The sequence below is a fragment of the Xanthomonas sp. NCPPB 3174 genome (assembly GCF_056725205.1).
The window spans coordinates 1-13,518 of sequence record NZ_CM161517.1; the positions used below are offsets into that span (position 1 = coordinate 1).

Below are 13,518 nucleotides of genomic sequence, written 5' to 3' on the forward strand. Positions count from 1 at the left end.
ATGGATGCTTGGCCCCGTTGCCTGGAACGTCTGGAAGCCGAATTTCCAGCCGAGGACGTTCACACTTGGTTGAAACCGCTGCAAGCCGAACAGCGCCATGACAACAGCATGGTGCTGTACGCCCCGAACGCCTTCATCGTCGAGCAGGTGCGCGAGCGCTACCTGCCGCGTATCCGCGAACTGCTGACCTATTTCGCCGGCAGCGGCGAGGTGCTGCTGCAGGTCGGCTCGCGCCCGCGCGCGCCGGAACCGGTCGCCGCCCCGCCCAGCGAGACCGCCGCCGCGCGCACGCCCGCGCCGCCGTTGCTGGAGCCGTTCGCCGGCAATCTCGATTCGCACTACACCTTCGCCAACTTCGTCGAAGGCCGCAGCAACCAGCTCGGCCTGGCCGCGGCGGTGCAGGCCGCGCAGAAGCCCGGCGACCGCGCCCACAACCCGCTGCTGCTGTACGGCGGCACCGGCCTGGGCAAGACCCACCTGATGTTCGCCGCCGGCAACGCCATGCGCGAGCAGAACCCGAACGCGCGAGTGATGTACCTGCGCTCGGAGCAGTTCTTCAGCGCGATGATCCGCGCGCTGCAGGACAAGACCATGGACCAGTTCAAGCGCCAGTTCCAGCAGGTGGACGCGCTGCTGATCGACGACATCCAGTTCTTCGCCGGCAAGGACCGCACCCAGGAAGAGTTCTTCCACACCTTCAACGCGCTGTTCGACGGCCGCCAGCAGATCATCCTGACCTGCGACCGCTATCCGCGCGAGGTCGAGGGCCTGGAGCCGCGGCTGAAGTCGCGCCTGGCCTGGGGCCTGTCGGTGGCGATCGATCCGCCCGATTTCGAGACGCGCGCGGCGATCGTGCTGGCCAAGGCGCGCGAGCGCGGCGCGGAGATCCCCGACGACGTGGCGTTCCTGATCGCCAAGAAGATGCGCTCAAACGTGCGCGACCTGGAAGGCGCGCTCAACACGCTGGCGGCGCGCGCCAACTTCACCGGCCGCGCGATCACCACCGAGTTCGCCCAGGAGACCCTGCGCGACCTGCTGCGCGCGCAGCAGCAGGCGATCGGCATCCCCAACATCCAGAAGACCGTGGCCGACTACTACGGCCTGCAGATCAAGGACCTGCTGTCCAAGCGACGCACGCGCTCACTGGCGCGGCCGCGGCAGGTGGCGATGGCGCTGACGAAGGAACTGACCGAACACAGCCTGCCGGAGATCGGCGATGCGTTCGCCGGGCGCGACCACACCACCGTGCTGCACGCCTGCCGCCAGATCAAGCACCTGATGGAGACCGACGGCAAGCTCCGCGAAGACTGGGACAAGCTGATCCGCAAGCTCAGCGAGTAGTGCGGCGGCCGGGGTAGCGGACGCCGGATAAATCGGTGCATGACTTCGCGACAAATCCGGGAGAAACTGTGGATAAAGCGCGACGCGGCGGCGACGGCAAAACTATCCACAGGTTTCCCCACCAGTTCCGGGACAGTAGTACACGGGATTGGGAGCGTCAAAAACTCTTTGTATTCAGTGGTTTGAGCTACATTTGCACCGAATTTCGCTCTACCATCACCACCAAGCTTTTGATTTATTCCACATCTTTTAAAGCATAGGGGCACGGAACCACATGCGTTTCACACTGCAGCGCGAAGCCTTCCTCAAGCCGTTGGCGCAAGTCGTCAATGTGGTCGAACGCCGCCAGACCTTGCCGGTTCTGGCCAACTTCCTGGTGCAGGTGCAGGGCGGCCAGCTGTCGCTGACCGGTACCGATCTGGAAGTGGAAATGGTCTCGCGCATTGCGGTCGACGATGCCCAGGACGGCGAAACCACGATCCCGGCGCGCAAGCTGTTCGAGATCGTGCGAGCCCTGCCTGACGGCAGCAAGGTCACCGTGTCCCAGTCCGGCGACAAGATCACCGTGCAGGCCGGGCGCAGCCGCTTCACCCTGGCCACGCTGCCGGCCAACGACTTCCCCTCGGTCGACGAAGTGGAAGCCACCGAGCGCGTGGTGGTGCCGGAAGCGGCGTTGAAGGAGCTGATCGAACGCACCGCGTTCGCGATGGCGCAGCAGGACGTGCGGTATTACCTCAACGGCCTGCTGTTCGACCTGCGCGACCAGACCCTGCGCTGCGTGGCCACCGACGGCCACCGCCTGGCGCTGTGCGAAACCGAGCTGGAGAACGCCGGCGGCGCCAAGCGCCAGATCATCGTGCCGCGCAAGGGCGTGACCGAGCTGCAGCGCCTGCTGGAAGGCGGCGAGCGCGAAGTCGAGCTGGAAGTCGGCCGCGCGCACGTGCGGGTCAAGCGCGACGATGTCACCTTCACCTCCAAGCTGATCGACGGCCGCTTCCCCGATTACGAAGCGGTGATCCCGATCGGCGCGGACCGCGAGGTCAAGCTGGATCGCGAAACCCTGCGCGCGGCACTGCAGCGTGCAGCGATCCTGTCCAACGAGAAGTACCGCGGCGTGCGCGTGGAGGTCTCGCCGGGCCAGCTGAAGATCAGCGCACACAACCCGGAGCAGGAAGAGGCGCAGGAAGAAGTGGAAGCCGATACCAAGGTCAGCGACCTGGCGATCGGCTTCAACGTGAACTACCTGCTCGACGCGCTGTCCGCGCTGCGCGAGGAGTTCGTGGTGATCCAGCTCCGCGACGCCAACTCGTCGGCACTGGTGCGCGAAGCCAGCAGCGCCCGCTCGCGTCACGTGGTGATGCCGCTGCGTCTCTGACGATCCCGCTTCGTGTTCCACGTGGAACACGTGCGAAAGCAACCCGGCCTTGTGCCGGGTTTTCTTTTTTGAGCACTGGACGACCGGTTTGTTGGTGCGAGAGCGACGCCTGATGCGGCTTCCGGAAATACGTTCCCCGTCGTGGGACATACGGCGATGGAGCGTCTCTACTGCTGCGGCTGGCCAGATCGATAACTCCGTAGGGCGTCGTGCAGCCTGGTAGCGGTGCATCGCCCGTAGGACGGCGTCCCAGCTGGAGCCACAGAATCCGCATAGGACCCAACTTCGCTGGGAACGCCCTCTGCTCTCCGGCTAGACCTGATTTGCATAGCCCGCGGGACGGCTCCCACGCGACGGCTCCATCGGTCCATTGAGATGGCACTCCCTGCCCTGACAGTGGAGGCTCACCGACACTCACAGACCATTTTGGGTATGCTGCCGCCCTGCCCCAACCTCGATCTGCGTGCGCCCGGTGCGAGCGCCCTCGCTTCTATCCCCGCATGCACGTCTCCCGTCTCGATTTCCATCACCTGCGCCGGTTCGCGACGCTCGAGTTGGCGCCCGCGCCCGGGCTGAACCTGATCACCGGCGACAACGGCGCCGGCAAGACCACCGTGCTTGAGGCGATGCACCTGATGGCCTACGGCCGCAGCTTCCGTGGACGCGTGCGCGATGGCCTGGTTCGACAGGGGCAGGACGCGTTGGATGTCTTCGTCGAATGGCAGGAACACGCCGGTGACGCAGGTCCGACTCGTCGGCGTCGCGCCGGCCTGCGCCACAGCGGCCAGGAATGGCGTGGCCGCCTCGACGGCCAGGACGTCGCCCATCTCGGGACGCTGTGCGCCGCGCTGGCAGTGGTCACCTTCGAGCCAGGCAGCCATCTCCTGGTCAGCGGCGGCGGCGAGCCCCGGCGTCGCTTCGTCGATTGGGGCTTGTTCCACGTGGAACCTGATTTCCTGTCGCTGTGGCGACGCTATGCCCGCGCGCTCAAGCAGCGCAATGCCCTGCTCAAGAGCGGTGGCAGCGGCGCTGCGCTGGATGCCTGGGACCACGAGCTGGCCGAGTCCGGCGAGCCGCTGACCTCGCGTCGCCAGGACTACCTGGACCGCCTGCTGCAGCGCCTGCTCGCCCTCGCCCCGGATCTGGCGCCAGCGCTGGGCATCGCGCATTTGCAGTTCGCGCCCGGCTGGCGGCGCCAGGAGGTGTCGCTGGCCGATGCGCTGCTGCTCAACCGCGAACGCGACCGTCAGCTCGGCTATACCTCGGCCGGTCCGCACCGGGCCGACTGGAGCCTCAGCTTCGCCGAGATTCCCGGCCGCGACGCGCTCTCCCGCGGCCAAGCCAAGCTCACCGCGCTGGCCTGCCTGCTGGCGCAGGCCGAGGACTACGCCGAGCAGCGCGGCGAGTGGCCGGTGATTGCCCTGGACGATCTGGCTTCGGAACTGGACCGCCACCATCAGGCCCGCGTACTGGAGCGGCTGCGTGCCGGGCCGGCCCAGGTCTTCGTCACCGCCACCGAAACCCCGCAGGCACTGGCCGATGCCGGCCTACCGATCGCGCGGTTCCACGTGGAACATGGGCAGATCCTGGCCGTCTCCTAGGCCGCCGCGGGTCCGGCGGCCCGGGCTGCTATAATTTCTGCCAATCCCCTATCCAGCGGCGCGAACCGGCCCCCGCCTGTCTTCGCCGCCTCGTGGAGCCTACGGCACCCGCATGACCGACGAACAGAACACCCCGCCCAGCAACGGCAACTACGACGCCAACAGCATTACCGCCCTGGAAGGGCTGGAGGCGGTCCGCAAGCGGCCCGGCATGTACATCGGCGACGTCCATGACGGCACCGGCCTGCATCACATGGTGTTCGAGGTCGTCGACAACTCCATCGACGAAGCCCTGGCCGGGCATGCCGACCACGTCGCGGTGACCATTCACGCCGATGGCTCGGTTTCGGTGTCGGACAACGGCCGTGGCATCCCGGTCGGCAAGCACGCGCAGATGAGCGCCAAGCTCGGTCGCGAGGTTTCGGCGGCGGAAGTGGTGATGACCGTCCTGCACGCCGGCGGCAAGTTCGACGACAACAGCTACAAGGTGTCCGGCGGCCTGCACGGCGTGGGCGTCAGCGTGGTCAACGCGCTGTCGGAGAAGCTGCTGCTGGACGTGTTCCAGGGCGGTTTCCACTACCAGCAGGAATTCAGCAATGGCGCGGCCGTCGCCCCGCTGGTCAAGCTCGGCGAGACCACCAAGCGCGGCACCACCGTGCGCTTCTGGCCGTCGGTGGTGGCCTTCCACAACAACGTGGAATTCCACTACGACATCCTGGCGCGCCGCCTGCGCGAGCTGTCCTTCCTCAATTCCGGGGTCAAGATCGTGCTCGCCGACGAGCGCGGCGAGGGCCGGCGCGACGACTTCCACTACGAGGGCGGCATCCGCAGCTTCGTCGAGCATCTGGCGCAGCTGAAGACCCCGCTGCACCCGAACGTGATCTCGGTCACCGGCGAGCACAACGGCATTACCGTGGACGTGGCGCTGCAGTGGACCGACTCCTACCAGGAGACGATGTACTGCTTCACCAACAACATCCCGCAGAAGGACGGCGGCACCCACCTGGCCGGCTTCCGCGGCGCGCTGACCCGTGTGCTCAACACCTACATCGAGCAGAACGGCATCGCCAAGCAGGCCAAGATCAACCTGACCGGCGACGACATGCGCGAAGGCATGATCGCGGTGCTGTCGGTGAAGGTGCCGGACCCGAGCTTCTCCAGCCAGACCAAGGAAAAGCTGGTCAGCTCCGACGTGCGCCCGGCGGTGGAGAACGCCTTCGGCGCGCGCCTGGAAGAGTTCCTGCAGGAAAACCCCAACGAGGCCAAGGCCATCGCCGGCAAGATCGTCGATGCCGCCCGCGCCCGCGAGGCCGCGCGCAAGGCGCGCGATCTGACCCGTCGCAAGGGCGCGCTGGACATCGCCGGCCTGCCCGGCAAGCTGGCCGACTGCCAGGAAAAGGATCCGGCGCTGTCGGAGCTGTTCATCGTCGAGGGTGACTCGGCAGGCGGCTCGGCCAAGCAGGGCCGCAACCGCAAGAACCAGGCGGTGCTGCCGCTGCGTGGCAAGATCCTCAACGTCGAGCGTGCGCGCTTCGACCGCATGCTGTCCTCCGACCAGGTCGGCACGCTGATCACCGCGCTGGGCACCGGCATCGGCCGCGACGAGTACAACCCGGACAAGCTGCGCTACCACCGCATCATCATCATGACCGACGCCGACGTCGACGGCGCACACATCCGCACCCTGCTGCTGACCTTCTTCTACCGGCAGATGCCGGAGCTGATAGAGCGCGGCTACGTCTACATCGGCCTGCCGCCGCTGTACCGGCTCAAGCAGGGCAAGCAGGAGCTGTACCTGAAGGACGACAACGCGCTCAACGCCTACCTGGCCAGCAGCGCGGTCGAAGGCGCGGCGCTGGTCCCGGCCAGCAACGAGCCGCCGATCACCGGTGCGGCGCTGGAGAAGCTGCTGCTGCTGTTCGCCAGCGCCAACGAGGCGGTGGCGCGCAATGCGCACCGTTACGACCCGGCGCTGCTGAGCGCGCTGATCGACCTGCCGCCGCTGGACGTGGCCCAGCTGGAGAGCGAGGGCGAAGCGCACCCAAGCCTGGACGCGCTGCAGGCGGTGCTCAACCGCGGCAGCCTGGGCTCGGCGCGTTACGCCCTGTCCTTCGAACGCGGCAGCGAGCAGAAGCCGGCGATGTTGAAGGTGATCCGTCGCCACATGGGCGAAGAGCTCACCAGTTGGGTGCCGATGGCCGCGTTCGAGAGCGGCGAACTGCGGGCCTTGCGCGAGGTCGCGCTGGCGCTGCACGGGCTGGTGCGCGAGGGCGCGCAGATCGTGCGCGGCAACAAGACCCAGGCCATCAGCAGCTTCGCCCAGGCGCATGCCTGGCTGTTCGAGGAGGCCAAGAAGGGCCGCCAGATCCAGCGCTTCAAGGGCCTGGGCGAAATGAACGCCGAGCAGCTGTGGGAGACCACGGTGAACCCGGACACGCGCCGCCTGTTGCAGGTGCGCATCGAGGACGCGGTCGCCGCCGACCAGATCTTCAGCACCCTGATGGGCGACGTGGTCGAACCGCGCCGCGACTTCATCGAAGAGAACGCGCTGAAGGTCGCCAACCTCGACATCTGACCGTGGCGGTGCCCGTCCCCGGCTCGTGCCGGGGTGCGCGTTCCGCTGCGCCTTCCGCCCGCTCCCGCCCAGGACCGCGATGACCGCACCGCCGTTGCCCGCCACCCCGCTGCCGTTGCCGTCCGCGCCGCCGGCCCGCCCGCGCCGGCCGATCCTCGGGTTCTTCCTCGACGTGCTGCTGGCGGCGGTGGTGCTGCTGGCGGTGAGCGTCCTGAGCGGCCTGGTCTGGGGCGTGATTCGCGGCTTCCAGCTGGCGATGGAACTGAAGGCGCACGGCATCCCCGCCGATCGTCTGGCATCGGTGGTGGCGCAGCGGGTCGGCCAGCCGGGCGCGCTGGCGCAACTGCTGATCGCCTTGGTCAGCACGCTCTCCGCGGCGCTGTTGCTGTACTTCCTGCGCCGCCCGGCCAGCGCTGCCGAGCGGCGTGCCTCGTGGCAGGCGGCGCGCACCCCGTCGACCTGGGGCTGGGTGCTGCTGGTCGCGGTCGGGGTGTTCGTCGGCAGCGCGGCGATTTCCGCGCTGGCGGCGCAGATCGGCATCAAGCCGGTGCCGACCAACCTGCCGTTGATGCAGGACGCGATGGCGCAGATGCCGCTGTTCCTGATCGTGTTCGCCGTGGTGATCGCCCCGGCCTACGAGGAACTGCTGTTCCGCCGCGTGCTGTTCGGGCGGCTGTGGGACGCAGGCCGGCCGCGGTTGGGCATGCTGCTCAGCGGCGCCGCCTTCGCCCTGGTGCACGAAGTGCCGGGGACGACCGGCAACAGCCTGGCCGCGACCGCGCAGCTGTGGCTGGTCTACGGCGGCATGGGCGCGGCGTTCGCCTGGCTGTACAAGCGCACCGGCACCTTGTGGGCGCCGATCGCCGCGCATGGCCTCAACAACGCCATCGCGGTCGCCGGGCTGTACTGGTTTGGCGCAACCTGAAGGTTTGTTTGACGAAATGTTAAGACGCGGCCCTCCACACTGCGACGCGTGTCAGGAGGGGGGACCGTATGAAGCAAGTGGTACTTGGCGCGTCGCTCGCGATGCTGCTGGCAGCGTGTGCGACGACGACATCGCCAACCGGGCGCACCCAGGTCGTCGGCGGCATCTCGCAACAACAACTCGACCAGATGGGCGCGCAGGCGTTCGCCGAAGCCAAGGCCAAGGAACAGCTGGACACCGATCCCAAGCGCAACGCCTACGTGCGCTGCGTGGTCAACGCGCTGGTCGCGCAATTGCCCGACCAATGGCGCGGCACCGGCTGGGAAACCGCGCTGTTCAACGACAAGGAACCCAACGCCTTCGCCCTGCCCGGCGGCAAGGTCGGGGTCAACAGCGGCATCTTCAGCGTGGCCAAGAACCAGGACCAGCTGGCCGCCGTGCTCGGTCACGAGATCGGTCACGTCATCTCGCGTCATCACGAAGAACGCATCACCCGCCAGCTCGGCGCGCAGGCTGGCCTGAGCGTGATCGGCGCGCTGGCCGGCGCCCGCTATGGCCAGGGCGCGGCCGATACCGTCGGCCAGGTCGGCGGCATGACCGCGCAGACGCTGTTCCTGCTGCCCGGCTCGCGCCAGCAGGAAGCCGAAGCCGACGTCGTCGGCCAGCGCCTGATGGCGCAGGCCGGATTCGACCCGGCGCAGGCGGTGGATCTGTGGAAGAACATGATGGCCGCCGGCGGCGATCGTCCGCCGCAATGGCTCTCCACCCACCCCGATCCCAGTGCCCGCATTGGCGAGCTGCAGCGTGATGTCGCTGCGCTGGAACCGGTGTATGCGCAGGCGCGCAGCGCCGGCAGGACGCCCAAGTGCGGCTGAGCCTGGCGTCGTCCCTGCGCCGGCCGCCGGCACTGTCACAGAAAACGCATCCAAAAACGTTTTCACGGCGTACAGGTTTCTGATAGGTTTGCTGGCTCGGCCGAGGAATGGCCGCTCCGTCTTCCGTGCCGCTCCGGGCGGTATCCACCGAGGTGACCCATGAAATTCCGCATTCGCAAGCAAGCGTTGTTGTCCCTGGTGATCGCCGCCGCCCTCGGTGGCGCGGTGGTGACCGATGCCGCTGCGCAGAGCGATCGCACCGACCACCGTTCCTCGCGCAATGCCAAGAGCGAGAAGGCGGCGGTGTTGTTCCCCAATGCCGAGCGCAAGGAGCCCAACGGCAAGCCGTCGTCCAAGCTCGGCAGCAAGCTGCAGAAGCTGATCGATACCTACAACAAGGGCGAGGACTACGCGTCGGTGCGCAGCCAGGCCGATGAGATCCTGGGCAACAGCGGCGCCAACGAGTACGACAAGTCGGTCGCCGCGCAGCTGGCCGCGCAGGCCGCCTACAACCTCGACGACAGCAAGGCCGCGCAGGCGTACCTGAAGCAGGCGATCCAGTTCAACGGCCTGGACAACAACGGCCACTACCAGTCGATGCTGATGCTGGCGCAGCTGCAGCTGCAGGACGACCAGACCGCCGAAGGCCTGGCCACGCTGGACAAGTTCCTCGCCGAAACCAAGTCGACCCGCCCGGAAGACCTGATCCTCAAGGGCCAGGCCCTGTACCAGGCGCAGCGCTACCAGGAAGCGATCCCGGCGCTGAAGCAGGCCATCGCCGCGTCGCCGGAACCGAAGGACAGCTGGAACCAGCTGCTGATGGCGTCCTACGCCGAGGCCGGCCAGACCGGCGAGGCGGTCAAGGCCGCCGAGGCGCTGGCGGCCAAGTCGCCCAACGACAAGAAGGCCCAGCTCAACCTGGCCAGCATGTACATGCAGGCCGACCAGATGGACAAGGCCGCAGCGGTGATGGACAAGCTGCGTACCTCCGGTCAGCTGACCGACGAGAAGGAGTACAAGCAGCTGTACTCGATCTACGCCAACACCGACGGCCATGAGAAGGACGTCATTGCGGTCATCAACGAAGGCATGCAGAAGGGCATTCTGAAGCCGGACTACCAGACCTACCTGGCGCTGGCGCAGTCGTACTACTACACCGACCAGCTGCCGCAGGCGATCGAGAACTGGCAGAAGGCCGCGCCGCTGTCCAAGGACGGCGAAACCTACCTCAACCTGGCCAAGGTGCTGCATTCGGAAGGCCGCGTGGCCGAGGCCAAGCAGGCGGCGCAGCAGGCGCTGGCCAAGGGCGTCAAAAAGCCGGAAGACGCCAAGAAGATCATCAACCTGAAGTAGCACGCAAAAAAAGCCCCCGATTACCAGTGCTGAAAGTAGTGCAGGTAACAGGGATTGGTATAAGCTTGGAGGTTCCTGCGGTGTCATCGCCGCGTGAACTTGGGTCCCGCTCCACCGCGGGATCCGCCCCCCTTTAATCGAGTCATTGGCGCATGACGGAACAACTGGTCATCCATCGGCATTACGACAAAGATGACGCCTCCGGCCTCAGCTGGCCGCGCATCATCGGTATTGCCTTCGTAATCGCGCTGCACCTTGCAGCGCTGATGTTGCTGCTGATTCCGGCCGTTGCGCCCAAGGCGGTGGCGGAGAAGGAACGCAACATCATGGTCACCCTGGTGGACGCACCGCCGCCGCCGCCCCCGCCGCCGCCGCCGCCGCCGAAGCCGCCGGAAACTCCGCCGCCGCCGGTGAAGAACCTGGCGCCGCCGAAGCCGACCCCGCTGCCGCCGCCGCCGGAAGCCCCGGTGATCGACGTGCCGACGCCGCGCGACACGGACATCGCCACGCCGCCGTCGCCGCCCGCGCCGCCGGCCGCACCCTCCGACATCAGCGCTAGCGTCGATATCTCGTCGAAGAACATGAACCCGCCGAAGTACCCGCCGGCTGCATTCCGGTCGGGCGCACAGGGCGAGGTGATCCTGATCATCGACGTCGACGCCAGTGGTAACGTCACGAACGTTGCCGTCGAGAAATCCAGCCGCAACCGCGACCTGGACCGCGCCGCCATGGAAGCAGCGCGCAAGTGGCGGTTCAATGCCGCTGTCGTCAATGGACAGAAGACCGCCGGCCGCGTCCGCGTCCCGGTCAACTTCGCGCTGAACTGATACAAAGGTTGCGCGGACCGGCGCACCGCCGGTCCGCAAGCCCTGTCTACTCTTTGCACCACCCTCATCACCACCACACACAACAAAGGTAAGCGTCATGCTGCAGGAAATTTTCATCGCCGCTGCTGCGGGGGGCAACAACGCATCGAACGCCCTGTCGCAGATGGGCTTCGAGCACCTGATCACCGAAATGACCTCCAAGCCGGGTGACTTCGCCGTCTCCTGGGTGGTGCTCATCACCCTGATCATCATGTCCGCCTCGTCCTGGTACTGGACGATCATCAACATCTTCCGCGCCACCCGTCTGAAGAGCCAGGCCGACCGCGTCACCAGCCTGTTCTGGGACACCCCGAACGCCCAGGACGCCATCCGTGCGATGGAAGAGCAGCCGGCCTCCGAGCCGTTCTCGAAGATCGCCCTGGACGCTGCGCAGGCCGCCGCGCACCACCAGCGCGCCGAAGCCGGCACCGGCACCGGCCTGGGCGAGACCCTGAGCCGTTCGGAGTTCGTCGACCGCGCCCTGCGTCAGGCCGTGACCCGCGAAAGCACCAAGCTGCAGTCGGGCATGACCCTGCTGGCGACCGTCGGTGCGACCGCGCCGTTCGTCGGTCTGCTGGGTACCGTGTGGGGCATCTACGGCGCGCTGATCAAGATCGGTGCCACCGGTTCGGCCTCGATCGACGCCGTCGCCGGCCCGGTCGGTGAAGCGCTGATCATGACCGCGATCGGTCTGTTCGTCGCGATCCCGGCCGTGTTCGCCTTCAACTTCTTCAGCAAGGTCAACAGCTCGGTGATCGCCAAGTTCGACACCTTCGCTCACGACCTGCACGACTTCTTCGCCACCGGTTCGCGCGTTCGCTGATCCCGGCTAAGTCGTCCACGCAACGTTAACGGAGCCCGTTATGGCTTTCAGTAGTGGTAACAGCGGCGGCCCCATGGCCGACATCAACGTCACGCCCCTTGTGGACGTGATGCTGGTGCTGCTGATCATCTTCATCATCACGGCACCGCTGATGTCCCACAAGGTCAAGGTGGAGCTGCCCCAAGCCAACTTGAAGCAGGATCCGGACAAGGACGACAAGCGTTCGAATCCGATCACCCTGGCGGTCAAGGAGGATGGGTCGCTGTACTGGAACGATGAGCCGATCTCCAAGGAAGCCCTGGAGTCGCGCTTCTCGACCGCTGCACAGCAGACCCCGCAGCCGCCGCTCAACCTGCGTGGCGACCGCACCACCAAGATGCGCACGATCAACGAGATCACCAAGATCGCGCAGAGTCAGGGCATGCTGGACGTCGGCTTCGTTGCGACCAAAGAGAAGGGGAACTGAGCCATGGCGTTCAGCTCAGGAGGCGGCCGTGGTCCCATGGCCGACATCAACGTCACGCCGCTGGTCGACGTGATGCTGGTGCTGTTGATCATCTTCATCGTCACCGCGCCGATCATGACGTACCCGATCGACGTGGATCTGCCGCAGCGGGTCATCAACCCGCCGCCGCAGTTGCGCGATCCGCCGCCGCCGATCGATCTGCGGATCGATGCGTCGAACCAGGTGTTCTGGAACAACAGCCCGGTGGCGGTGACTGCGCTCCCGCAGATGATGGAAAACGAAGTCCAGCGCGATCCGACCAACCAGCCGGAACTGCGCATCGATGCCAATCCGGATTCCGAGTACGAAGTGATGGCCAAGGTGCTGGCCGCCGCCAAGAACTCGGACATGAAGAAGATCGGCTTCGTGCAGCAATAAGCTTCACCGCAATCCGTTTCACCGCAACACCTCAGTCATGACGCGACTGCAAACGCCACCGGAAACGGTGGCGTTTTTTTTGCGTGCACGGTGGGCTGCCCTGCCCGTTGCGACGATGCCGGCCTGCGGTCCGGCATGTAGCGCGGTATGTCGTCCCGAGTGTGGACGTGCCTCCCTGCTCGACGGCCACCCGGCCTGGGCCGTTGAGGAGCTTCGCCGCCGGACCAAGCCGAATCCGCCCTGCGCCTTGTCTCCGCCTCTCGCACACCGCCGCGCCGCGGGTGTAGGCTGGTGGCGCGACACCACACCCACAGGAGGCTGGCCATGGCGTTCAGTGCTGCAGGGAATCGGGGACCGCTGGCGGAGATCAATGTCACTCCGCTGGTCGATGTGATGCTGGTGCTGTTGATCATTTTCATCGTCACCGCGCCGATGCTGGCGCGACCGATCACCATGGACTTGCCGCAACGCAATTCGACGCCGACGCGACCGCTGCCACCACCGGAGCCTATCGAGTTACGCCTGGACGCTGGCGGGCAACTCTTCTGGAATGCCATGCCCCTGCCCTTGCGCGAACTGCAGCCGCGGTTGCAGGAAGCGATGGCACAGGCCGGCAACAACCCACCGGATGTGCGCATCGATGCCAGCCCGGACGCCGACTACGAGGCCATGGCCAAGGTGCTGGCGGCGGCCAAGAACGCCGACGTGCAGCGCATCGGTTTCGTGCAGTAACAGGCAGCCGGTGATGCGACGCCACCGTTGTCGGTGGCGTCGCCCACTCGGGCACCGCACGGCGCGCCGCCTGGGGGAGACAGCCAAAAACCCACGATGACTGGATTGCGCCGAGCGCGACAGCCCTGCGGGACGGGATGGCCGCGCCCGCCAAGCGGCCAGTCTGTCA

At 66.6% G+C, this 13,518-nt stretch carries 12 protein-coding genes; all 12 read left to right on the forward strand.

Annotated features, from left to right (window positions below; genetic code table 11):
* Complete coding sequence (dnaA, locus tag AC1PK7_RS00005) at positions 1 to 1,341, forward strand: chromosomal replication initiator protein DnaA (RefSeq protein ID WP_242157788.1); 1,341 nt, start codon at positions 1 to 3, stop codon at positions 1,339 to 1,341.
* Positions 1,342 to 1,615: 274 nt separating this feature from the next.
* Entirely contained in the window at positions 1,616 to 2,716 is a 1,101-nt protein-coding gene (gene dnaN, locus AC1PK7_RS00010; protein WP_010340416.1) for a DNA polymerase III subunit beta, read from the forward strand.
* Between the two features lie 500 nt (positions 2,717 to 3,216).
* Complete coding sequence (recF, locus tag AC1PK7_RS00015) at positions 3,217 to 4,317, forward strand: DNA replication/repair protein RecF (protein WP_481099429.1); 1,101 nt, start codon at positions 3,217 to 3,219, stop codon at positions 4,315 to 4,317.
* A 112-nt stretch (positions 4,318 to 4,429) separates the two neighbouring features.
* Positions 4,430 to 6,892, forward strand: coding sequence for a DNA topoisomerase (ATP-hydrolyzing) subunit B (gene gyrB, locus AC1PK7_RS00020; RefSeq protein WP_010340414.1), 2,463 nt, complete (start codon positions 4,430 to 4,432; stop codon positions 6,890 to 6,892).
* A 79-nt stretch (positions 6,893 to 6,971) separates the two neighbouring features.
* A complete protein-coding gene (locus tag AC1PK7_RS00025) occupies positions 6,972 to 7,817 on the forward strand; it encodes a CPBP family intramembrane glutamic endopeptidase (RefSeq protein WP_481099430.1) in 846 nt (281 codons plus the stop codon).
* Between the two features lie 68 nt (positions 7,818 to 7,885).
* Complete coding sequence (locus tag AC1PK7_RS00030; protein WP_481099431.1) at positions 7,886 to 8,692, forward strand: M48 family metallopeptidase; 807 nt, start codon at positions 7,886 to 7,888, stop codon at positions 8,690 to 8,692.
* Between the two features lie 159 nt (positions 8,693 to 8,851).
* Positions 8,852 to 10,045, forward strand: a complete 1,194-nt coding sequence (locus AC1PK7_RS00035) for a tetratricopeptide repeat protein (protein WP_019800189.1) — start codon at positions 8,852 to 8,854, stop codon at positions 10,043 to 10,045.
* A gap of 152 nt (positions 10,046 to 10,197) precedes the next feature.
* On the forward strand, positions 10,198 to 10,872 hold the full coding sequence (locus AC1PK7_RS00040) for an energy transducer TonB (protein WP_010340410.1): 675 nt from the start codon (positions 10,198 to 10,200) through the stop codon (positions 10,870 to 10,872).
* Positions 10,873 to 10,969: 97 nt separating this feature from the next.
* Entirely contained in the window at positions 10,970 to 11,734 is a 765-nt protein-coding gene (gene exbB / locus AC1PK7_RS00045) for a TonB-system energizer ExbB (RefSeq protein ID WP_010340667.1), read from the forward strand.
* Between the two features lie 40 nt (positions 11,735 to 11,774).
* A complete protein-coding gene (locus AC1PK7_RS00050) occupies positions 11,775 to 12,200 on the forward strand; it encodes an ExbD/TolR family protein (RefSeq protein ID WP_010340666.1) in 426 nt (141 codons plus the stop codon).
* A gap of 3 nt (positions 12,201 to 12,203) precedes the next feature.
* The gene (locus AC1PK7_RS00055) at positions 12,204 to 12,617 is read left to right on the forward strand and encodes an ExbD/TolR family protein (protein ID WP_026143210.1); all 414 of its coding nucleotides are present in this window, start codon (positions 12,204 to 12,206) and stop codon (positions 12,615 to 12,617) included.
* A 324-nt stretch (positions 12,618 to 12,941) separates the two neighbouring features.
* Positions 12,942 to 13,349: an ExbD/TolR family protein gene (locus tag AC1PK7_RS00060; RefSeq protein WP_481099432.1), complete on the forward strand. Its 408-nt coding sequence runs from the start codon at positions 12,942 to 12,944 to the stop codon at positions 13,347 to 13,349.
* Positions 13,350 to 13,518: the final 169 nt, after the last annotated feature.

What these genes read in the sequence shown, in the direction of transcription:
- dnaA (WP_242157788.1), top strand. Translation starts at nt 1, where the DNA reads ATGGATGCTTGGCCCCGTTGCCTGGAACGTCTGGAAGCCGAATTTCCA.
- dnaN (WP_010340416.1), top strand. Translation starts at nt 1,616, where the DNA reads ATGCGTTTCACACTGCAGCGCGAAGCCTTCCTCAAGCCGTTGGCGCAA.
- recF (WP_481099429.1), top strand. Translation starts at nt 3,217, where the DNA reads ATGCACGTCTCCCGTCTCGATTTCCATCACCTGCGCCGGTTCGCGACG.
- gyrB (WP_010340414.1), top strand. Translation starts at nt 4,430, where the DNA reads ATGACCGACGAACAGAACACCCCGCCCAGCAACGGCAACTACGACGCC.
- AC1PK7_RS00025 (WP_481099430.1), top strand. Translation starts at nt 6,972, where the DNA reads ATGACCGCACCGCCGTTGCCCGCCACCCCGCTGCCGTTGCCGTCCGCG.
- AC1PK7_RS00030 (WP_481099431.1), top strand. Translation starts at nt 7,886, where the DNA reads ATGAAGCAAGTGGTACTTGGCGCGTCGCTCGCGATGCTGCTGGCAGCG.
- AC1PK7_RS00035 (WP_019800189.1), top strand. Translation starts at nt 8,852, where the DNA reads ATGAAATTCCGCATTCGCAAGCAAGCGTTGTTGTCCCTGGTGATCGCC.
- AC1PK7_RS00040 (WP_010340410.1), top strand. Translation starts at nt 10,198, where the DNA reads ATGACGGAACAACTGGTCATCCATCGGCATTACGACAAAGATGACGCC.
- exbB (WP_010340667.1), top strand. Translation starts at nt 10,970, where the DNA reads ATGCTGCAGGAAATTTTCATCGCCGCTGCTGCGGGGGGCAACAACGCA.
- AC1PK7_RS00050 (WP_010340666.1), top strand. Translation starts at nt 11,775, where the DNA reads ATGGCTTTCAGTAGTGGTAACAGCGGCGGCCCCATGGCCGACATCAAC.
- AC1PK7_RS00055 (WP_026143210.1), top strand. Translation starts at nt 12,204, where the DNA reads ATGGCGTTCAGCTCAGGAGGCGGCCGTGGTCCCATGGCCGACATCAAC.
- AC1PK7_RS00060 (WP_481099432.1), top strand. Translation starts at nt 12,942, where the DNA reads ATGGCGTTCAGTGCTGCAGGGAATCGGGGACCGCTGGCGGAGATCAAT.